16 protein-coding genes are annotated in these 20,099 nt (G+C 73.6%); 5 read left to right on the top strand and 11 right to left on the bottom strand.

Features of this window, described 5'->3' with window-relative positions:
- Positions 1-182: 182 nt before the first annotated feature.
- The 8 genes from ACT3TZ_RS08635 to ACT3TZ_RS08600 form a co-directional block, all read right to left on the bottom strand.
- A complete protein-coding gene (locus ACT3TZ_RS08635; RefSeq protein ID WP_444582999.1) occupies positions 183-725 on the bottom strand; it encodes a GNAT family N-acetyltransferase in 543 nt (180 codons plus the stop codon).
- A complete protein-coding gene (locus ACT3TZ_RS08630; protein ID WP_444582998.1) occupies positions 722-2,455 on the bottom strand; it encodes a dipeptide ABC transporter ATP-binding protein in 1,734 nt (577 codons plus the stop codon). The genes ACT3TZ_RS08635 and ACT3TZ_RS08630 overlap by 4 nt, the downstream gene beginning before the upstream one ends.
- Before the next feature lie 122 nt (positions 2,456-2,577).
- Complete coding sequence (locus tag ACT3TZ_RS08625) at positions 2,578-3,459, bottom strand: ABC transporter permease (protein ID WP_444582997.1); 882 nt, start codon at positions 3,457-3,459, stop codon at positions 2,578-2,580.
- On the bottom strand, positions 3,456-4,490 hold the full coding sequence (locus ACT3TZ_RS08620) for an ABC transporter permease (RefSeq protein ID WP_444582996.1): 1,035 nt from the start codon (positions 4,488-4,490) through the stop codon (positions 3,456-3,458). Before ACT3TZ_RS08620 ends, ACT3TZ_RS08625 begins: the two co-directional genes overlap by 4 nt.
- On the bottom strand, positions 4,487-4,756 hold the full coding sequence (locus ACT3TZ_RS08615) for a hypothetical protein (protein WP_444582995.1): 270 nt from the start codon (positions 4,754-4,756) through the stop codon (positions 4,487-4,489). Before ACT3TZ_RS08615 ends, ACT3TZ_RS08620 begins: the two co-directional genes overlap by 4 nt.
- Positions 4,713-6,107, bottom strand: coding sequence for an ABC transporter substrate-binding protein (locus tag ACT3TZ_RS08610; RefSeq protein ID WP_444582994.1), 1,395 nt, complete (start codon positions 6,105-6,107; stop codon positions 4,713-4,715). The genes ACT3TZ_RS08615 and ACT3TZ_RS08610 overlap by 44 nt, the downstream gene beginning before the upstream one ends.
- A complete protein-coding gene (locus ACT3TZ_RS08605; protein WP_444582993.1) occupies positions 6,104-7,327 on the bottom strand; it encodes an aminotransferase-like domain-containing protein in 1,224 nt (407 codons plus the stop codon). The genes ACT3TZ_RS08610 and ACT3TZ_RS08605 overlap by 4 nt, the downstream gene beginning before the upstream one ends.
- Positions 7,324-8,751: an FAD-binding oxidoreductase gene (locus tag ACT3TZ_RS08600; protein ID WP_444582992.1), complete on the bottom strand. Its 1,428-nt coding sequence runs from the start codon at positions 8,749-8,751 to the stop codon at positions 7,324-7,326. The genes ACT3TZ_RS08605 and ACT3TZ_RS08600 overlap by 4 nt, the downstream gene beginning before the upstream one ends.
- Before the next feature lie 149 nt (positions 8,752-8,900).
- Between ACT3TZ_RS08600 and ACT3TZ_RS08595 the strand changes: the two genes are divergently transcribed.
- Entirely contained in the window at positions 8,901-9,707 is an 807-nt protein-coding gene (locus tag ACT3TZ_RS08595) for an endonuclease/exonuclease/phosphatase family protein (RefSeq protein WP_444582991.1), read from the top strand.
- A 20-nt stretch (positions 9,708-9,727) separates the two neighbouring features.
- Here ACT3TZ_RS08595 and ACT3TZ_RS08590 read toward each other — a convergent pair whose 3' ends face one another.
- The 3 genes from ACT3TZ_RS08590 to ACT3TZ_RS08580 form a co-directional block, all read right to left on the bottom strand.
- A complete protein-coding gene (locus ACT3TZ_RS08590; protein WP_444582990.1) occupies positions 9,728-10,819 on the bottom strand; it encodes an LLM class flavin-dependent oxidoreductase in 1,092 nt (363 codons plus the stop codon).
- An 87-nt stretch (positions 10,820-10,906) separates the two neighbouring features.
- Positions 10,907-11,899 carry a cation diffusion facilitator family transporter gene (locus ACT3TZ_RS08585; RefSeq protein WP_444582989.1) on the bottom strand — a complete coding sequence of 331 codons (993 nt, stop codon included), beginning with the start codon at positions 11,897-11,899 and terminating at the stop codon, positions 10,907-10,909.
- A gap of 115 nt (positions 11,900-12,014) precedes the next feature.
- Entirely contained in the window at positions 12,015-13,514 is a 1,500-nt protein-coding gene (locus ACT3TZ_RS08580; protein WP_444582988.1) for a DEAD/DEAH box helicase, read from the bottom strand.
- Positions 13,515-13,930: 416 nt separating this feature from the next.
- Here ACT3TZ_RS08580 and ACT3TZ_RS08575 point away from each other — a divergent pair, with 416 nt between their 5' ends.
- The 4 genes from ACT3TZ_RS08575 (at position 13,931) to ACT3TZ_RS08560 (ending at position 19,991) form a co-directional block, all read left to right on the top strand.
- Positions 13,931-15,916 (top strand): glycoside hydrolase family 2 protein, encoded by a 1,986-nt coding sequence (locus ACT3TZ_RS08575; protein WP_444582987.1) that lies wholly within the window; start codon positions 13,931-13,933, stop codon positions 15,914-15,916.
- Positions 15,917-15,942: 26 nt separating this feature from the next.
- Positions 15,943-16,977, top strand: coding sequence for an alcohol dehydrogenase catalytic domain-containing protein (locus ACT3TZ_RS08570; protein WP_444582986.1), 1,035 nt, complete (start codon positions 15,943-15,945; stop codon positions 16,975-16,977).
- A gap of 136 nt (positions 16,978-17,113) precedes the next feature.
- A complete protein-coding gene (locus tag ACT3TZ_RS08565; protein ID WP_444582985.1) occupies positions 17,114-19,630 on the top strand; it encodes an excinuclease ABC subunit UvrA in 2,517 nt (838 codons plus the stop codon).
- 145 nt (positions 19,631-19,775) lie between these two features.
- Positions 19,776-19,991 (top strand): DUF5302 domain-containing protein, encoded by a 216-nt coding sequence (locus ACT3TZ_RS08560; protein WP_444582984.1) that lies wholly within the window; start codon positions 19,776-19,778, stop codon positions 19,989-19,991.
- Positions 19,992-20,099: the final 108 nt, after the last annotated feature.

Raw genomic sequence — 20,099 nt, 5'->3', positions numbered from 1 at the left:
CCCCACCTGGAGCGGCGACGTGACCTGCTCTCACTCGCTGCCAAACATCCACCAACTGTCGATTGCCCTGTCTGATCAGACACGCTCGCCGATCGATATCGGGCAACGGTCCGGCAGGCACGGCGAACAGTCGTTGGCCGTGCTCAGCACGTCATCTCGACCTCGACGCCTCTCAGACGACCTCATCGGCGCGGGTGCTCTGCGCCGAGCGGCTTGGCGAAGCAGACGCTGATGCCGTCGGTCGGGGAGTAGGGCGGGAACACCGGGACGCGATGCCAGCCCTCGCGCTCGTAGAGGGCGATCGCCTCGGGCTGCCGGCGCCCCGTCTGCAGGTGGATCTCGGTGCCGCCCCGACGACGGACCTCGTCCTCAAGGCGGGAGAGGATCCCGGCGGCCAGCCCCAGACGTCGCGCGTTCGCGTCGACGAAGAGCCGCTTGACCTCCCACAGCGCGCCCAGGCGGCGCAGGGAGCCGGTCGCGACGGGCACGCCGTCGACCTCGGCGATCAGCACCAGCACCACGTCCTCGCTGGTGGGCGGCGGGGGCGGGGTGCCGCGGCGCAGCCCGGCGTAGCGGGGGCCGAGCTCCTGGCCCATCGCGGCCCGCAGGAGCTCGCCGCGCGGATCGGTCCAGGTGGTGCGGATCCAGCGGATCTCCCGTGTCGCGGACGTCGCCGCGCCCTGCGAGCCGACGGCGGGCACGGATCCGGAGGCATCTGCGCTCATGCCGAGGCTCCCGAGGCAGCCGGGGCTCCGACGCTCGTCCCTTCGGCCCGCGCGCGCCTCCGGCCGGAGGGGATCGCGGCGATCAGCGCCTTGGTGTACTCGTCCTGCGGGCGGGCAAAGACCTCCTCGACCGGCCCCTCCTCGACGACGACCCCGCGGCGCAGCACGCTCACGGTGTCGGCGATCTGTCGCACCACGGCCAGGTCGTGGGAGATGAAGAGGTAGGACAGCCCGAGGTCCACCTGCAGCGCCAGGAGCATCCGCAGGATCCCCGCCTGGACCGTCACGTCCAGCGCGCTCGTGGGCTCGTCGAGCACGAGCACCTGCGGGCGCAGCACCACGGAGCGTGCGATCGCGACGCGCTGGCGCTGGCCGCCGGAGAGCTCGGTGACGCGACGACCGCGCAGGGTGCGGGACAGGCGCACGGCGTCCAGGGCCTCGTCGACGGCGGCGGCCCGGGAGCCCTTGTCCCCGATCCGGAAGCGGTCCAGGCCCTCGCGCACCGTCCGCTCGACGGTGAAGCGCGGATCCAGGGAGGTGAAGGGGTTCTGGTAGACGAGCTGCAGGTCGCGGCGCAGGGCGCGCAGCTCCTTGCCACGGCGCCCGGAGATGTCGGTGCCGTCCAGCAGCAGCTCCCCGGCGTCGAGAGACTCCAGGCCCAGCACGGCCCGGGCGGCGGTGGACTTCCCGGAGCCGGACTCGCCGACCAGCGCGTGCGTGCGGCCGGCGGGAACCGCGAAGCCCACGTCGGCCAGGGCCCGCACGGTCCCGGCGGCGGAGGTGAAGGTGCGCTCGGCATGGCGCAGGGCCACGCGGGCCGTGCCGCCGTCGGCCTCGTGGCGGGCGTCCCGCTCGGCGCGCAGCTCGGAGAAGCGGTCCGGGTGCAGTCCTGCGGCATCGGCCTGCAGCGTCAGGGTGTACTCGTCGTCCGGGGAGGCGAAGACCTCCGCGGTGGGGCCGGCCTCCTGGACGATCCCGTCGCGCAGCACCACCAGCTCGTCGGAGCGCTCGGCGGCCAGGGCGAGGTCGTGGGTGATGAGGAGGATCCCCAGGTCGAGGTCGTGCCTCAGGGTGTCCAGAAGGTCCAGGATCTGCTTCTGGACGGTGACGTCGAGGGCGCTGGTGGGCTCGTCGGCCACGAGCAGACCGGGGCGGGGGAGGATCGCGATGGCGATCAGGGCCCGCTGCAGCTGACCTCCGGAGAGCTGGTGCGGGTAGGACGCGAACACCCGCTCGGGCTCCGGCAGCCCCACGCGGCCGAAGGCGTCGAGCACCTCGGCCCGGCGTCCGGCGCGGTCGAGGCCCGGCAGGAGCGACGCCGCCTCGAGGGCCTGCGCGCCGATCGTGGCGACGGGGTCCAGGGAGCTGGTCGGATCCTGCGGGACGAAGCCCAGCACACGGCCCCGCAGCGGGTGGAACTCCCGGCGCGAGAGGTCATCGACGCGGCGTCCCCGCAGGTGGACCTCGCCGCGCACGGCGGCGATCCGCTCGGGCAGCAGCCGCAGCACCGCTCGGGCGATCGTGGACTTGCCGGAGCCGGATTCTCCGATCAGCGCGACCGTGCGCCCGGGGCGGACGGCGAAGGAGACGCCGTGGACGACCTCCTGGGTGCCGTAGCCGACGTGCAGGTCACGGACGTCCAGCAGCGCGGCGGGCTCGGGCGGCGCTGTCGTGGTCCCGGCCTGTGTTGCGGTGGCGGCCTGGGTGGCGGGGGCGGTCTGCGCGGTCATGAGGGGCTCCAGTGCTCGGAGTGGACAGCGGGTGGTGCGGGACGGCTGTGCGGGGCGAGATCGGTGCGGTGCGCCACGGGGGCGGGACTGTGTCGGGCCGGGCTGGGCTGTGCTGGGCCGGCTCAGCGCGGTCCCGCGGTGCTGAGCGCTCGGGAGATCCGGGCCACCGACAGCACGACGACGGCGATGACGACGCCGGGGGCCACCACGAGCCACGGGGCGTGGACCAGGTAGTCGCGCCCAGTGGCCACGAGCAGCCCCCAGTCGGAGGCGGGCGGTGCGTCGCCGTAGCCCAGGAACGCGAGCGAGGCGATGGTCAGGATCGCGAGGCCGAACTGCAGCACCGCGAGCGAGAGGACGGGACGGACGGCATTGGGCAGGACGTGCTGGACCAGCACGCTGGACCGCGTGCCGCCGGTGACGTACGCGGCCTCGACGTACACGCTGCCGCGCACCCGGATCACCTCGGCGCGCATGAGCCGCGCGAACACCGCGACGGCGGAGATGCCCGTCGCGATCGCGGCGTTGCGGGTGTCGAAGCCCAGGGCGGTGACGATCACGACGGCCAGCAGGAAGCTCGGGATCGCCAGCAGCACGTCCACGACCCGGCCGACCACGGCGTCGACGACCCCACCGAGGAAGCCCGAGAGCAGCCCCAGCACGCCGCCGACGGCCAGTCCGATCGCGACCGCGATGACCGCGCTCGACATCGACGAGGCCGAGCCGTGGATGATGCGCGTCAGGAGATCGCGGCCCAGGTGGTCGGTCCCCAGCCAGAACTGGGCCCCGGGCGGCGTGAACTTGTCGCGGGGGATCCCGACGGCCGGGTCGTGGCTGGTGAACAGGCCCGGGGTGATCGAGAAGCCGAGCACCAGCACGATCACGGCGATCGCCAGGGCCAGGGACACGGCGCCGGCCCGGGGGATCCGGCGGGCACGGGTGCGCGAGGCGGCGGGTGCGGCAGGACCGGTGTCCTGGGCGGTGACGAGGACGTCGGCGGTCATCGGGCTGCCTTCCGGGTGCGCAGGCGGGGGTCCAGCAGCGGGTACGCGAGGTCGATCACGAGGTTGACCAGCACGAACACCGCGGCGGAGATGAGCACGGTGGCCTGCAGGACGGGCACGTCCTGCGAGGAGACGGCCTTGGAGACGACGCTGCCCAGGCCGCTGCGCCCGAAGATCGTCTCGGTGATGAGGGAGCCGCCCAGCAGCTCGCCCAGCACCAGGCCGCACACGGTGACGGTCGGCAGCAGGGACGGGCGCAGCAGGTGGCGCAGGATCACCGCGGTGTCCCCGACGCCCCGGGAGGTGGCCACGTCCCCGAAATCCTCGGCCCGCGCGGTGTCCAGGGCCGTCACCAGAACCTGGGCGATCTGCGCGGAGACGGGGATCGCCAGGGTCAGCGCCGCGACGAGGGTCGCGGGAGGGGAGTCCGGCTCGATCACGCTGAACACCCCGAGCTGGACGGCGAGCAGCTGGATCAGCACGAGGCCGAGAACGAAGTTGGGCGTGGAGAGGAACACGGTGGGCAGGGACCGCACGAGGGAGCGGAGCGGCCCGACGGGCAGGCGCTGGGACAGCACGCCGATCACGAGGGCGATGAGCAGGGCGATCACGAGCGCCGTCCCGGCCAGGACGAGCGTCGAGGGCAGGGCCCCGAGCACGATGTCCGTCACGGGCGCCCGGGAGTTCAGCGAGAGCCCGAGGTCTCCGCCGAGCGCGTGCTGGACGGACGTGATGAGCTGCTCGAGGATCGGCCGGTCCAGGCCCCAGTAGGCGATCACGGCGGCCTTGTCGGCCTCCGTGTAGCCGTTCTCGGGGTTCTCGAGCTGGGCGCGCACGGGATCACCGGGCAGCGCCGCGAGCCCGAGGAAGACGAGCACGTAGGACAGGGCGATGACGAGGGCCGCCTGGCCCACCCGCACCGCGACGTAGGTGCCGTAGCCGCCGCGGGCCGCGAGGCCCCGCAGACCGCGATGGGACGCCCTGCCGGGGACGGCGGCGTGGGCGGGCGCGGTGGACTCGAGGGTGCTCATGCGGTCTTCCTCGCGCTCAGGTAGCTGGGGACGGCGAGGGCGTTGTAGGTGACGCCCTCGAGGCCGGGGGTCTGGACGTAGATCCGCTGGCCGTTCTCCTCCAGCGGGATGAAGTACGCCTGCTCGACGACGTGGCGTTCGAGGGCCTGGACGGCCTCGACGCGCTCGTCGCGGTCGATCGCGCCCGCGATCCGGTCCCGCAGGTCACTGAGCGTCGGGTCCTCATCGCCGATGGAGAACCAGTTCTCGCCCTTGGCGCTGAGCACCTTGGCGACGGTCCCGACGTCGACGAAGGAGCGGGTGACCTCGATGAGCGGCTTGCTCCTTGTTGGCGTCGACCCGCGTCGCGTAGGCGGCCACGTCGAGCTTCTGCTGGCGGATCCGGAACCCGACCCGCGTGAGCTGCTGGGCGATCAGCTCGACCTCCTGCGCCGAGGCGGTGAGGAACGGCGTCGGGTACAGGGAGATCTCCAGCGGCTTCCCGTCGCGCACCCGGGTGCCGTCCTCGGCGCGGTCGGTGAACCCTGCCTCGTCGAGCAGGGACGCCGAGAGCTCCTGGTCGTAGGCGAACAGCGCGCTCACGTCGGAGGACTCGGGCACGGAGGACTGCAGCCACGACCGCGCGATCTTCCACGCGTCGGTGTAGACGGTCGCGTGGATCTCCTCGCGGTCGATCCCGTGCTGGAAGGCCTGGCGCACGCGCACGTCGTCGAAGGGGGCGATGTTCGCGCGGATCCGGTAGCCGTGGACGAACCCGAGGTACCGCGGCACATCGATCCCGAAGCCGTGGTCGGAGAACTCCGAGAGGATCTGGGGGTTGACGTTGTAGGAGATGTCGGCCTGGTGACCGCGGGCGGCCGAGGCCCGCAGCAGATCGTCCGGGAGCACCCGGAACAGGATCTTCGCGAGGTGGGCGGGACCCTCGTGCTCGGCGACCGGCGGTGCCCAGGTGTAGTCCTCGCGGCGGCGCAGCGCCACGTGGTCGTCGGCCGCCCAGGACTCGACCACGAAGGGTCCGCTGCCGATCTGCCGTGAGAGGTCCGACTGCTCGCGCAGCGACAGGGCCAGGCTCGCCGGCGACAGCAGGATGCAGCCGTGGTAGCCCAGGGTGGGCAGGAACGCGAGGGCCGGCGCCCCGAAGGTGACGCGCACCGTGAGGGGATCGTCCGCGGTCGCGTCCTGGAACGCGGCCGAGGGGAACAATCCCACGGTGGGGATGCCCTCGTCGGGGCGGCCCACGGCCCACTGGCGGATGTTCGCGACGACGGCCGCGGCGTCCAAGGGCGTGCCGTCGGAGAAGGTGATCCCGTCGCGCAGGTGCAGGACGAACTCGGTGGAGTCCGCGTTCTGCTCCCAGCTCGTGGCGATCCAGGGGCTGAGGGCGCCGTCGGGCGCGGAGTACAGCAGCTTGTCGGTGATCTGCCCCCAGATGTTGGCCTCGTAGCTGGAGATCGCCGAGGCGCTCGGCGCCCAGCCGGAGTCGATGATGGAGATGAGGAAGACCAGCTCGTCCTCGGGCTCGTCGGCCGCGGCCGCGGCGCACGCCGCCGCCGGCAGCACGAGCGCGCCGAGCCCGGCGACCCGCAGCACGTCCCGGCGGGTCAGGGCCGGGATCACGTGCGGGCCTCGGGATCGGTGAGGGCGCCCGCGAGGCGGTCCGTCGCGGTCAGGAGGTCGGCGTCGGAGAGGTGGCTGATGCCCACGCGCAGGGCGCTGCGGTCGTCGTCGGGGCGGCCGCGGTGGAAGAAGCGGCCGGGCACGAAGTCGGTGCCGTAGCGGGAGCGGGCCAGGTCCCGGGCGGCGGAGACGTCGATGCGATCGTCGCCCAGACGCAGCCACACGAAGATCCCGCCCTCGAGCGCCGCGGGCTCGACCCCGCCGGGCACGAGCTCGTCGAGGCGGTCCACGAGCAGGCGGGAGCGGCGCGCGTAGGCCGCGCGGGCGGTGCGGACCGTCCCGTCGAAGGCGTCGGGGGTCTCCAGCACGCGGGTGACCACCGCCTGCACGAGCCCGGAGGTGTGCTGGTCGGTCGAGCCGCGCAGCTGCACGAGCTCCTCGATCACCCGCGGGGGTCCCGCGACCCAGCCGGAGCGCAGTCCCGGTCCCAGGGTCTTGGAGAAGGTGTTGACGTGGACCACGCGGTCGCTGGTCAGCGGGTAGTCCGGGACGTGCTCGCCGGCGTAGCGCAGCTGCGAGTAGGGGTTGTCCGAAACGATGGTGAAGCCGTACCGCTCGGCGAGCTCGACGATCCGGGCGCGGGTGGCCGCGGGCACGGTGGTGCCCAGCGGGTTCACGAAGTCCGGGACCGTGTAGTAGATCCGGGGTCGCAGCCCGGCCTCGAGCCGGGCGGCGAGGTCCTCGGGGTCCGGTCCGCCGTCGGGGCCGACGGGGAGCGTCTCGATCTCGGCGTCGAAGTCCGCGAAGGTGCGGAAGGCCAGCGGATAGGTGGGGTCGTCGACGAGCACGGTGTCGCCGTCGTCCAGGAGGGCGCGGGAGACGAGCGCCAGGCCGTGGAGCGCGCCGTTGGTGACGACCACGCGGTCCGCCGTCGTGCCCTCGCGCTCGGCGATCCAGCGACGCAGCGGCTCGCGGCCCTGGCCCACGGAATACTGCAGCAGCTCCTCGAGGGATGCCGGGTCCTCGGTGAGCGCGCGGGCGGCGCGGGCGATGTGCGCCAGCGGCAGCACGTCGGCCCCGGGGGCGCCGCCCTGGAGGCGGAGCGCGTCGGGCAGGAGCGGGCTGGTGGGGGCGCCGAAGCCGCGGATCGGACGGCGGGCGGCAGCCCGCGAGGCCAGCAGGTCGTCGCGCACGGGGATGCTCAGGTCGAAGGTGGTCACAGTGCTCTCCCGGGGTTGAGGATCCCGTGGGGGTCCAGGACGTGCTTGATGTCGTGCTGCAGGGCGCGGCTGGTCTCGGACAGCTCCAGCGGCAGCCAGTGCTGCTTGGCGGTGCCGATGCCGTGCTCGCCGCTGATGGTGCCGCCGAGCGCCAGCGCGGTCCGCACGAGCTCGTCGGCGGCCGCCAGCAGCGCGGGCGGGGGACCACCGGTCGCATCGGCCTCGTCGATCGGCAGGGAGAGCGACGGGTGGAGGTTGCCGTCCCCGGCGTGGGCCAGGGCAGTCGCGCGGACGCCGTGGGTCTCGCCGATCCGGGCGAGGGCCTCGAACACCTCGGGCAGGCGCGAGGCGGGCACGGCGATGTCCTCGCCCAGGTGCACGCGCGGCGGGCCGCCCTGTCGGCCGGAGCGGCGCAGCTCCCAGAGGTGCTCGGCCTCGTCCTCGTCGGCGATCACGCGGGTCGTGCCGCGGGCCCGGGCGAGGACCCGTTCGAGGTCCGCGGTCTGCTCCTCGATGCCGTAGCCGTCGAGCTCGAGGAGGAGGATCGCCTCGGTGCCGTGGGCCAGGCGCGTGCCCTGGGCCAGGTCGATGTCCTCGAGGGTGCCGGCATCCAGCAGCTCGGTCGCGGCGGGGCGCACGGGGCTGCGGGCGATCCCGCCGACCCCGTGGGCGGCATCGGCGACGGTGGGGAAGCGGGCCAGGACGGTCCGTCGCGCGACCGGCAGGGGCCGCAGGCACACGGTCGCGCCGACCGTCACGGCCAGGGTCCCCTCGGAGCCGATCAGCAGCTGGGTCAGGTCCAGGCCCGTCACACCCTTGATCGAGCGGTGCCCGGTGCGGACGAGGGTGCCGTCGGCCAGCACCACCTCGAGGGCCAGGACCGACTCGCGGGTCACGCCGTACTTGGCGCAGTGCAGGCCGCCGGCGTTGGTGGCGATGTTGCCGCCGATGCTCGAGATGCGCACGCTCGCCGGGTCCGGGGCGTAGAAGAGGCCGTGCTCGCGGGCGGCGGCGTCGAGATCCGCGGTGATGACGCCCGCCTCGACCACGGCCACGCCGTCCACGACGTCGATCTCGCGGATCCGGTCTAGGCGCTCGAGGCCCAGCACGATCCCCCCGGGCAGGGGGACGGCGCCGCCGGACAGGCCGCTGCCGGCGCCGCGGGGCACGACGGGGGTGCGGGTCTCGGTGGCGATGCGCAGCGTGGCCCGGACGCCGTCGACGTCGCCGGGGCGCACGAGCGCGAAGCGGGTTCCGGGGGCCGCCTGCACGGCGCGGTCGCCCGTGTAGGCAGGGTCCGTCGTGGTGGTCACGGCGTCCTCGCCGAGGGCGGCGCGCAGACGCGCGACCACCTCGTCGAGGCGGTCCTCGGGCCGGTCGGCGGGGGCGGGACCCACGAGCGGGGGCTCGGTCGTGCTGGTCATCGCTGCTCCTGGGGGCGCGGGCGGGATGAGGTCATCGGGCGAGTGTGCGACCACCAGCGGCATAGGTGCAACTAATGGTTCACACAACACCATCTACGGGCGGGACCTCCGGCTTCCGCGGCCGCGCGCGAGCGCGGCAGGATGGGGGCATGAACTCTGCGACCACCCCCGGCACCCTTGACGTCCTCACCCAGAACGTGCGCAACGCCCGCAGCGGCGCCGCGCCCGGCGGCCCGGACGACTGGCAGGTGCGCGAGCCCGTGCTGCAGGACCTCCTGCGCACCCGCGATCCGGACGTGGTCGCGACCCAGGAGGTGCTGCTCGAACAGATCCCCACCCTGGACCGGGCGCTGCCCGGGCACCTGCGGATCGGCGTGGGGCGCGACGGGGGAGGACGGGGCGAGCACACGCTGCTGCACCTGCGGCGCACGCGTTTCACGCTGCTGGACTGGGATCAGTTCTGGCTGTCCGAGGAGCCTCACCGCATCGGATCCCGCTCGTGGGGCGCGGCGTGCCCGAGGATCGCCGTGTGGGCGCGGGTGCGGGACCTGGCCCGGGGCGCCGAGCTGGTGCTCGCCGTGACGCACCTCGACCACGCCTCCGAGGAGGCGCGGCTGCGCGCGACGGACCTGCTGGCCACGCGCCTGGCTGATGTGGCGGACGGCCTGCCGATCGTCCTGGCCGGGGACTTCAACGCCCCTGCGGGACCGGGCGGGCTCTGGCGGCGCCTCGCGCTCGCGGGTTTCGCGGACGCCCACGACGCGGCGGTACGGCGCGTGGGGGCCGACATCGGCACTTTCCCGGACTACGGGATCCCCGTGGTCGGCGGCGAGCGGATCGACGGGATCCTGGTGCGGGGCCTGGCCGTGGACACCTACGCCGCGCACGACCACCGCGTCGACGGCCACCCCGCGAGCGACCATGCCGCGGTGCTCGCGACCCTGCGGTGGCCGTGAGCCTCAGGAGCCGATGACCGTCAGGCGGCGGTGCCCCACGCCTCGGCGAGCAGCCGGAGGCCGCGCACGCGCACGTCGGGATCGAAGGCGTAGGCGGTGAGGATCAGCTCGTCGGCCCGCGTGCTGCGGACGATCTGCTCGAGCTGGGCCACGACGGTCGCGGGGGAGCCGACGGCCCGCACCGACAGGGCCGTCTCCGCCTGGGCGAGCACGGCGGGGGACAGGCGCTCGCGCAGCTCCTCGGGGGAGCACGGGGGCTGGATGGGGCGGCGCTGACCGGTCACCACGCCCGCGAACATCTGCAGCTGGGTGGTCCAGAGGCGCTGGGCCTCCTCGTCGGTGTCCGCGACGACGACGTTGACGCCGACCATCGTGTGCGGGGCGTCGATCCGCGCGGTCACGGCCTGGGCATCGAAGCGACGGCGGTACAGGTCCAGGGCCTGGAGATGCTGCTGGGGTGCGAAGTGGGAGGCGACGGAGAACGGGAGCCCCAGCTGGGCGGCGAGCTCGGCGCCGTGGGTCGTCGAGCCCAGCACCCAGATCGGGATGTTCGTGCCGGTCGCGACGTCGGCGGCGACCCGCAGACCCTCGGGCGGGGCGTCCTGGGACCACAGCTCGATCTCCTCGACGGCGTTCATGAACGCCGAGGGCTCGGCGGAGGTGCGCGCGAGGAACTGCGCCGTGACCGGGTCGGTGCCCGGTGCGCGCCCGAGCCCCAGGTCGATCCGGTCGCCGTGGAACTGGATGAGGGTGCCGAAGTCCTCGGCGACCCGCAGGGAGGCGTGGTTGGGGAGCATGATCCCGCCCGAGCCCACCCGGATCCGCTCGGTCGCCGAGGCGGCGCGGTCGATGAGCAGCGCCGTCGAGGACGAGGCGAGGTTGTGGGTGTTGTGGTGCTCGGCGAACCAGTAGCGCGCGAAGCCCGTCTCGTCCGCGGTGCGCGCCGAGCGCATCGAGGCGGCGATCGCGTCGCGCATGGTCATGCCCTCGGACATCGGCACGAGGTCCAGGATCGAGAGCGGGACGTGGGGTGCCGGGCCGGCCGCGGGGCGCGTGTGTGCGTCGTCGTGGGGTGCGGGATCGGGGACGGAGGGCGTGGGCACGGAGGTCATGCTCCGAGCGTAGGACCGTGGACGATGCCGCGGGGAGGCGCGGATCACGGGTCCGCTGAGGGCGGACGAACTGTGTGCCCGGACGTCTCAGGGCGCCGTGGTGCCGGGCGGCCGCGAGGCGTCGTGCGCGCCGTCGTCGTGGATGGGGATGTGCGCCGAGGGGATGTCCTCGTACGACAGCGGATCCGAGATCGGCTCGAGGTGGGTGATCACGGTGAGCCCGGGCAGGGCGTCGGCCAGCTCGGATTCGAGGGCGTCGATGTAGTCGTGGCCCCGCTTGACGGTCCACTCGTCGGGCACCAGCACATGCACGTTCATGAACTTCTGCTGTCCGGCCTCGCGCGTCTGCAGCCCGTGGAAGGCGACCGTGCCGTCGCTGCGGCGGCGCAGGATCGTCGTGATGGTGGCGTTGTCCTCCTCGGGCAGCACGTGGTCCAGGAGCCCCGCCACGGATTCGCTGACCAGTCCCACGCCGGTGACGATGATGTTGACGCCGACGGCGAAGGCCACGACCGCGTCGAGGCGGTCCCAGCCGGTGAGCCACACGAGGGCCACGCCCACCAGCACGCCGGCGGACGTCACGACGTCGGTCATCAGGTGCTTGCCGTCGGCCTTGAGGGTGATCGAGCGGTACCGGCGCCCGGCGCGCAGCAGCACGAGGGCCACAGCGGCGTTGATGAGGGAGGCGAACACGGAGATCGCCATGCCCCAGCCGACGTTCTCGATCGGCTGAGGGTGCACGAACCGTTCGACGGCGGTGACGATGATGACGGCCGCGGCCACGAAGATCATCGCGCCCTCGACGGCGGCGGAGAAATACTCGGCCTTGGCGCGTCCGTAGAGGAACCGCTCGGTGGCGGGCTGGGCGGCGACCTTCAGCGCGATGAGCGCCACGACCGCGGCCACGAGGTTCACGGTGGATTCGGCCGCATCGGACAGCAGGCCCACGGACCCGGTCATGGCCCATGCGCCGGTCTTCAGAGCGATCGTGGCGATCGCCGCGGCGATCGCGAGCCACGCGAACTTCGTGAGGTCGGTGGCGCGGGCGGTCTCGCGGGCGCGGGGAACGGCGGCGGTCACGGGAGGTTCCTCCGGGACGGGGACGGATGGGGGAGGTGCACGTCCGGATGCGGACGCACGGACCGCCCCGCACCGGTGGACCTCTGGGGTCCTCGGTGCGGGGCGGTCACAGGGATCAGCGGCCTCGGCGCGCGGACGACGAGGAGGTCGAGAACGCGGCCAGGCCCGAGCCTCCCCGTCCCTGGCCGGAGCCGCGGCCGCCGCGGCCCTGGCCGGACGAGGCGCCCTGGCCGCGGCCGGAGGAGCCGGAGCGTGCCGGGGTGCGTCCGCCGCCGGAGTGCTGGGCGCCCTCGCGGGAGCCCTCGCCGGAGCGGCGGCGCGGGGAGCCCGAACGGCCGGAGCCGGAACCGGCGCCCTGGCCGCCGCCGCGACGCGAGCGTCCGCCGGAGCGGCCGCCGCCGGTGGGCTGCTGCTGCGCCGGGGTGCGGTCGGGGACGGGGCCGAAGACCCGCTCGCCGGGCGCGAGCTCGGCCAGGATCGGGCTCGTGGCGGTGACACCGGAGTGGATGTGCGGGCGGATCTTCGCGGCGCGCATCAGACCGGAGACGTCACCGCGCTGGTCGGGGGTCTGCACGGTGACGACCGTGCCGCTCTCGCCAGCGCGGGCCGTGCGGCCCGAGCGGTGCAGGTACGCCTTGTGCTCGACGGGCGGGTCGGCGTGGACGACGAGGGCGACCTCGTCGACGTGGATGCCGCGGGCCGCGATGTCGGTGCACACCAACGTGGTGGCCCCGCCGCCCCCGAAGGCCTCGAGATTGCGGGTGCGGGCGCCCTGGGACAGGTTGCCGTGCAGCTCGACCGCGTCCACGCCGCTGGCCACGAGCTTCTTGGCGAGCTTCTTGGCGCCGTGCTTGGTCCGGGTGAACATGATCGTGCGACCCGGCGCCGCCGCGAGGTCCAGGAGGACGTCGTTGCGGTCGTCGGCGGAGACCTCGAGCACGTGGTGGGTCATGGTGCCCACCGGCGAGGAGGCCGAGTCGGCCTCGTGCTTGACGGGATCGTGCAGGAACTGGCGGACGATCTTGCCGACGCCCTCGTCGAGGGTGGCCGAGAAGAGCATGCGCTGTCCGCGCTCAGGGGTCTTGTCGAGGATGCGGCGCACCATCGGCAGGAAGCCCATGTCAGCCATGTGGTCGGCCTCGTCGAGGATCGTGATCTCGACGGCGGAGAGGTCCGCGAAGCCCTGGCCCATGAGGTCCAGGAGGCGGCCGGGGCACGCGATGAGCACGTCGACGCCGCGCGCGAGCGCGTCGACCTGCGGACGCTGGCCCACGCCGCCGAAGACGACCGTGTACGTCAGGTTCGTGGTCCGGGCCAGCGGCTCCAGGGACTGACCGATCTGGGAGGCGAGCTCCCGGGTGGGCGCCAGGATGATCGAGCGGGGCCTGCGCGCGCTGCGGCGGGACTCCGAGGCGACGAGCCGCGTCACCAGCGGCAGCAGGAAGGCGAAGGTCTTGCCGGAGCCGGTGCGGCCGCGGCCCAGGACGTCGCGCCCGGCCAGGGAGTCCGGCAGGGTCGCGAGCTGGATGGGGGTGGGGCTCGTGATGCCGAGCTCGTGCAGGGCGTCGACGAGAGGGGTGGGCACGCCGAGGCGCGCGAAATCTGAGGTGGTCACGTGGTGCTTTCGGTACGGAGGGCTCACCGGGGCGCACGGGACCGGATCGATGATCTCGACGCCTGTGCGCGGCCAACGGGCCCCTGGACCGTTCCCGGCACCCGGGGGTGCGGACGGCGATCGGTGTGTGCCACGCGGCCGATGGGCCGGGGCACGGAGCGGGGCTCCGCGGCAGGTCGTCGCGGTGAGATCGACGGCGACCGTCCCGGCCACCGTACGCTCCCGGTCCCCGAGGAGGCGAGCGCCGCGGGGGTGGGTGTGACGCAGGTCGGTCCAGGCAACGACGTCCGTGCGCCGTGCACGGCCGGGACATCGGGTCCGGCGACCTCCGGTGATCCCCCCCCCGGACCGGATCCAGGATGCGGTGCAATGGTGGTCCGCCCGAACCGTACGCCCCGACGACGAGGAGACCTCCTGTGGAGACCGACCACGACCAGCATCCCGACCTCGCGAGCCGTCCTGTCGCGCCGGCCGCGCACCGGGCCCTTGCCACCCTCGCGGCCCGCGCCGACGCGCTCGCCGCCCACCTCGACCCGCCGCTCTCGGCAGCAGGCGACGTCCCCCGCCCCGAGCACCCGCGTCCCCAGCTGTGGCGTCCCACCTGGCTGAACCTCAACGGTCCCTGGGGCTTCGAGATCGACCGCTCGGACACGGGCATCGAGCGCGGGCTGCAGGACCGGCCGCTCGAGGGCACCATCACCGTGCCCTTCGCGCCCGAGTCCGCGGACTCCGGCATCGAGGACACGGACGTCCTCGAGGCCGTCTGGTACCGCCGCACCGTCACCATCCCGGCCGACTGGTCCGGCCTGCGGCCGCTCCTGCATTTCGGGGCCGTCGATCAGGACGCGACGGTCTGGGCCGACGGCGTCGAGGTCGCCCGCCACCGGGGCGGCTTCACGCCCTTCACGGCGGACCTCGGCGGGATCGTCGAGCCCGGCGGCAGCGTCGAGATCGTCGTCCGTGCCCGGGATCCCCGGGATGCGCCGCAGGCCCGCGGCAAGCAGGCCACGTGGTTCCACAACACCCACTGCCACTACACCCGCACCACCGGCATCTGGCAGACGGTGTGGCTCGAGGGTGTGCCCGAGCATGCGGTGCGCGCGCTGCGGGTGCTCCCGAACGTCGCCGCGAGCAGCCTGGGCATCGACGCCGCGCTCACGGCCAACCGTCCCGGGACCCGGGTGGAGGTCGAGGCCTCGGTCCCCGGCGGGGAGGTCGTGGCGACGGCCTCGGTGCGCGCGGACCTCGACCTGTCCCCGCACCTCGAGCTGGCGATCCCCGCCGAGCACGTGCGGTTGTGGGGTGCGGGCGCCCCGGAGCTCTACGCGCTGCGGGTGCGTCTGCTCGATGCCGAGGACGCGGTGCTCGACGAGGTGCACTCCTACGCCGGGCTGCGCTCGGTGGCCCTGGACGGTCGGCAGCTGCGCATCAACGGCGAGCCGGTGTTCCAGCGCCTCGTGCTGGACCAGGGCTACTGGCCCAGCTCCCTGATGACGGCCCCGAGCGACGCCGCGATCGTGGACGACGTGCGGATCGCGCTGGAGGCAGGCTTCAACGGGGCGCGGCTGCACCAGAAGGTGTTCGAGGAGCGCATGCTCTTCTGGGCAGACGTCCACGGCTACCTGACCTGGGGCGAGTTCGGGGACTGGGGTGTCTCGGGGATGGGGCCCATCGGCCACAACCAGCAGCCCACGGCATCGTTCGTGGCCCAATGGCTCGAGGCCGTGCGCCGGGACCTCAACCACCCCAGCATCGTCGGCTGGTGCCCCCTGAACGAGACCCACCAGGTGCTCCACGACCGCATCACGGTGCTCGACGACGTCACGCAGGCGATGTACGACGCGACCAAGCTCGCCGACCCCACCCGGCCGGTGCTGGACACCAGCGGGTACTCCCACCGGGTGCGGGGCGCCGACGTCTACGACTCCCACTCCTACGAGCAGGATCCGGTGCGCTTCGCCGCCGAGCAGTCCGGACTGGCCGACGGGAATCCGCACACCAACCGGATCGACCTGCCGCCGAACACGATGCCGCACGCCGACGGCACCTTCTCGATCGCCTACGACGGCCAGCCCTACTTCGTCTCGGAGTACGGCGGGATCTGGTGGAACGAGGAGGAGGCCCGCGCGGCCCGCGAGGCCGCGGCCGGCGGCGACACCGCCGTCTCCTGGGGATACGGGCAGCGGGTGGCCGACGAGGAGGACCTCTACGCGCGCTTCGAGGCCCTGACCCGGGTGCTGCTGGAGGATCCGGAGATGTTCGGCTACTGCTACACGCAGCTCACCGACGTGTTCCAGGAGAAGAACGGCGTGGTCGACTTCGCGCGCGGACGCAAGCTGGACCTGTCGCGGCTGCGGGCCGTGCAGGAGCGGCGGGCGGCGTACGAGGGCCGTGAGGGCTGACCGGCGGCCCGTGGGACGATCGGCCCATGAGAGCCGTCCGATTCCACGCCTTCGGTGACCTCCCCGTGACCGAGGAGATCTCCGCTCCCGCCTGCCCCGCCGACGGTGCCGTCGTGCGGGTCCGTGCCACGGGGGTGTGCCGCAGCGACTGGCACGCCTGGCAGGGGCACGACGACTCCGTCGGCCTCCCGCACGTGCCCGGCCACGAGTTCGCCGGGATCATCGAGCAGGTGGGACCCGAGGTGACCAGGTTCCGGGCGGGCCAGCGGGTCACGGCCCCGTTCATCCTCGCGTGCGGGCGGTGCGCGCAGTGCCGGGAGGGCGCGCCCCAGGTGTGCCCGAACCAGCGTCAGCCCGGCTTCGATCTGCAGGGATCCTGGGCGGAGCTCGTCGCGGTCCCGAGCGCCGACACGAACCTCGTGGAACTCCCCGATGACCTCGACCTGGCCGTGGCCGCAGGGCTGGGGTGCCGGGTGGGCACGGCCTTCCACGCCGTGCACGTCCAGGCCCGCGTGCAGGAGGGGGAGAGGGTCGCGGTGCTCGGCTGCGGCGGCGTGGGCCTGGCCGTCGCGATGATCGCCCGGGCCGCCGGCGCCGAGGTGTACGCCGTCGACGTGTCCGAGGCCGCGCTGGCCGCCGCGACCGAGCTCGGGGCGACGGCTGTCCCCGCGGGCGAGGACGTGGCCGCGCGGCTCCGCGACCTCACCGGCGGTGGCGTGGAGGTGGCGGTCGATGCTCTGGGTTCGACGGCCACCGCCCGCGCAGGCATCGAGAGCCTGCGACCCCGCGGGCGACACGTCCAGGTGGGCCTGCTGCTCGGCGACGACACCGACCCCGCGCTGCCGATGGGCCGCGTGATCGCCCAGGAGCTGGTGATCCTGGGCAGCCACGGGCTGGGTGCCGCCGAGTACCCGGCGCTGCTGGCCGACGTCGCCTCCGGGCGCCTGGACCTGGCCCGCACCATCGGCAGCGTGATCGCCTTCGAGGAGCTGCCCGCGGCGCTGGAGGGCATGGGGCATGCCCGCGCGACAGCGGGGATGACGGTCGCGACGATCCCGTGATCGGTGCGCGCTCATCGGGCGCGACCACGGCCGCCCGGCGCTCGCACAAACGTGTCCGCGGTGTCGGGACCGTCTCCCGTCGCGGGCGCCCCACGTGCGACGTCCGTCCGTCGGACGTCGGTCGTAGCCTGGCTCCATGAGCGACGCCCCCCACCGCCATCACGTCCCCGAGCAGATCCGCGTCCGCGGGGCGCGCGTCAACAACCTCCGCGACATCGACGTGGACATCCCCCTGCAGGAGCTCGTGGGGATCGCGGGCGTCTCCGGCTCGGGCAAGTCCTCGCTGGCCCTGGGCGTGCTGTACGCGGAGGGGTCGCGTCGCTACATCGAGGCGCTGTCGACCTACACGCGTCGCCGCATGGCCCAGGCGCCGCGCGCCGCCGTCGACTCCGTCGAGCACGTGCCCGCGGCGCTCGCCCTGCGCCAGCGCCCCGGGGTGCCCTCGGTGCGCTCGACCTTCGGCACCTCCAGCGAGCTGCTGAACGTGCTGCGGCTGATGTTCTCGCGCCTGGCCTCGCACCTGTGCCCGCGCGGGCATCGGGTCCCGCCCACCATCGACGTGGCCGCCGAGGTGCCCTTCACCTGCCCCGTCTGCGGCGAGGAGGTGCACGCCCCGGGCGCCGAGCAGCTCGCCTTCAACGCCGAGGGCGCGTGCCCCACCTGCGAGGGCACAGGCACCGTCCGCACGGTGGACGACGCGACTCTCGTGGTCGACGCGTCCAAGACCCTCGACGACGGCGCGGTGGTGCCCTGGCAGATGTTCGGCTTCAAGGTCCAGCCCACCATCGCCCGCGAGTTCGGTGTGCGCACCGACGTCCCGTGGCGGGACCTCGAGGACTGGGAGCGCGAGATCGTCCTGGACGGCCCCGAGGAGAAGAAGCACATCACCTTCGCCTCGAAGAAGGGCGTCCACGACCTCGACTTCACCTTCCGCAACGCCCGCCTCACGGTGCTCGAGGAGCTCAAGCGCGCCGACACGGACAAGCGTCTGGCCCGCGTGGACCGGTTCCTCGTGGCGTCCGTCTGCCCCGACTGCCATGGCTCGCGGCTGAGCGAGAAGGCCCGCGCCCCGCGGATCGGCGAGGAGAACCTCGCCTCCGTCACCGCCAGGACCCTCGACGAGGTGCTGGCCTGGGCGCCCACCGTCCCGCCCTCCCTGCCGCGCGACATGCGCACCATGGCCGACGGCCTGGTCGACACCCTGCAGGACATGGCCCGCCGCCTCACCGAGCTGGGGCTCGGGTACCTGGGGCTCGACCGGGTCGGGGCCACCCTGTCGACCGGTGAGCGGCAGCGCGTGCAGCTGGCCCGCGCCGTCCGCAACCGCACCACCGGGGTGCTGTACGTGCTCGACGAGCCCTCCATCGGCCTTCATCCCGCCAACGTGCAGGGCCTCATCGGCGTCATGGAGGACCTGCTGACCGACGGCAACTCCGTCGTGTTCGTGGACCACGACGTGCAGATCCTCCGCGGGGCCGATCACCTCGTGGAGATCGGCCCGGGCTCGGGCGCCGAGGGTGGCGAGGTGATCGCCCAGGGCACCGTCGCCGAGGTCGAGCACTCCGCCGCGTCCCGGCTCGCGGGCTTCCTCTCCGGCGCCGAGGAGACCGTGGTCCGTCGGCGCATCGCTCCGGACCAGGTGTTCGACGAGGGCACGATCCGCCTGGAGACCGGCGCGATCCACACCGTGCACCCCCTGACGGCGCAGATCCCGCGCGGACGCCTGACCGCGATCACCGGGGTCTCCGGCTCCGGGAAGACGACCCTCGTGCTCGACTCCCTGGTCCCGGCCCTGCGCGCCGAGGGCGTGGACGGCGGCCGGACTCCCGCTCACGTGCGCTCGGTGGAGGGCGCCGGGGTGAGCACCGTCCGCGTGGTCGACGCGACGCCCATCGGCATCAACGTCCGCTCGACCGTCGCCACCTACTCCGGGGTCATGGACGACCTGCGCCGCGCCTACGCCGAGATCCCCGAGGCCCGCGAGGACGGCCTCACGGCCTCGGACTTCTCCTACAACACGGGGTCCCTCGCCTGCCCCCGCTGCGAGGGCACCGGCACGATCTCCCTGGACGTGCAGTTCCTGCCCGATGTCGACATCGCCTGCCCCGAGTGCGAGGGCTCGCGCTACGCCCCGACCGCCGAGCGCTACACGCGCGACGGCTACGCGCTCCCCGCCCTGCTGCGCCTGACCGTGCGCGAGGCCCTCGACCACGTGGAGCGGCTGGACCGTGTGCGCTCGCGCCTGCAGGCCTTCGCGGACCTGGGTCTGGGCTACCTCACGCTCGGCGAGGCCACCCCGGCGCTCTCGGGTGGGGAGGCGCAGCGCCTCAAGCTGGTGGGAGAGCTGCACCGCCGGCAGGACACGTCGATGTTCGTGCTCGACGAGCCCAGCGTGGGACTGCACCCCCTGGACGTGCGGACCCTCCTCGCAGTCATCGACCGGCTCACCGACCGCGGCGCGACGGTCGTCGTCATCGAGCACGACCTCGACATGATCGCCAACGCCGACTGGGTGATCGACATGGGCCCCGGCGGCGGGGACGCGGGCGGCAGGATCGTCGCGACCGGCACCCCGGAGCAGGTGGCACGGTCAGGGCCGTCGGTGACGGGACCGTTCCTGGCGCGGGCGCTGGATGCGCACTGCAGTGCGTGATCGATCCCGCACGGCATGTGTGCAGATGCGCCTCCGCGGCCGCGCGCCGGCCACGACGCCCGTGCGCGGTGACAGGTCGTGAATGCGAGTGAGGTCCCGGTGCAAATCGGTGGCGCTCCCGGAGGGCGGATGCGAGGCTGTCCCCATGACACATGCGGATGAGAACGAGACGATCGAGACCCCGCAGGACACCCCCGAGGGCACGGAGTCGCCCGAGGACGCGCACCGCCGCAGGTTCCTCGAGGCCCTCGCCAAGAAGCAGCAGGCCCACCATGGCCAGGGGACGGGCACCGGGCCGGCCCAGCACGCGAACACGTCGCCCGCCGTGAACAAGCGCGTGCACCGCCGCAAGTCGGGATGATCCTCGCGGACCGCCGAAGGTCCCTCGCCGCCGCGCGCTGAGCGGCGTACGGTCGATCGCAGAACGCACCGCTCCGGGGCAATGGCCCCGGGGACGTGCGGCCGACGC

This window comes from Brachybacterium sp. AOP25-B2-12, assembly GCF_052378625.1.
Lineage (GTDB): Bacteria > Actinomycetota > Actinomycetes > Actinomycetales > Dermabacteraceae > Brachybacterium.
Note: the sequence above shows the minus strand (reverse complement) of the source record. Positions and strands in the feature narration are given on the sequence as shown.

Excerpts from the sequence above, each read along its gene's own strand:
- ACT3TZ_RS08635 (WP_444582999.1), bottom strand. The coding sequence starts at position 725 with ATGAGCGCAGATGCCTCCGGATCCGTGCCCGCCGTCGGCTCGCAGGGC.
- ACT3TZ_RS08630 (WP_444582998.1), bottom strand. The coding sequence starts at position 2,455 with ATGACCGCGCAGACCGCCCCCGCCACCCAGGCCGCCACCGCAACACAG.
- ACT3TZ_RS08625 (WP_444582997.1), bottom strand. The coding sequence starts at position 3,459 with ATGACCGCCGACGTCCTCGTCACCGCCCAGGACACCGGTCCTGCCGCA.
- ACT3TZ_RS08620 (WP_444582996.1), bottom strand. The coding sequence starts at position 4,490 with ATGAGCACCCTCGAGTCCACCGCGCCCGCCCACGCCGCCGTCCCCGGC.
- ACT3TZ_RS08600 (WP_444582992.1), bottom strand. The coding sequence starts at position 8,751 with ATGACCAGCACGACCGAGCCCCCGCTCGTGGGTCCCGCCCCCGCCGAC.
- ACT3TZ_RS08595 (WP_444582991.1), top strand. The coding sequence starts at position 8,901 with ATGAACTCTGCGACCACCCCCGGCACCCTTGACGTCCTCACCCAGAAC.
- ACT3TZ_RS08590 (WP_444582990.1), bottom strand. The coding sequence starts at position 10,819 with ATGACCTCCGTGCCCACGCCCTCCGTCCCCGATCCCGCACCCCACGAC.
- ACT3TZ_RS08570 (WP_444582986.1), top strand. The coding sequence starts at position 15,943 with ATGAGAGCCGTCCGATTCCACGCCTTCGGTGACCTCCCCGTGACCGAG.
- ACT3TZ_RS08565 (WP_444582985.1), top strand. The coding sequence starts at position 17,114 with ATGAGCGACGCCCCCCACCGCCATCACGTCCCCGAGCAGATCCGCGTC.
- ACT3TZ_RS08560 (WP_444582984.1), top strand. The coding sequence starts at position 19,776 with ATGACACATGCGGATGAGAACGAGACGATCGAGACCCCGCAGGACACC.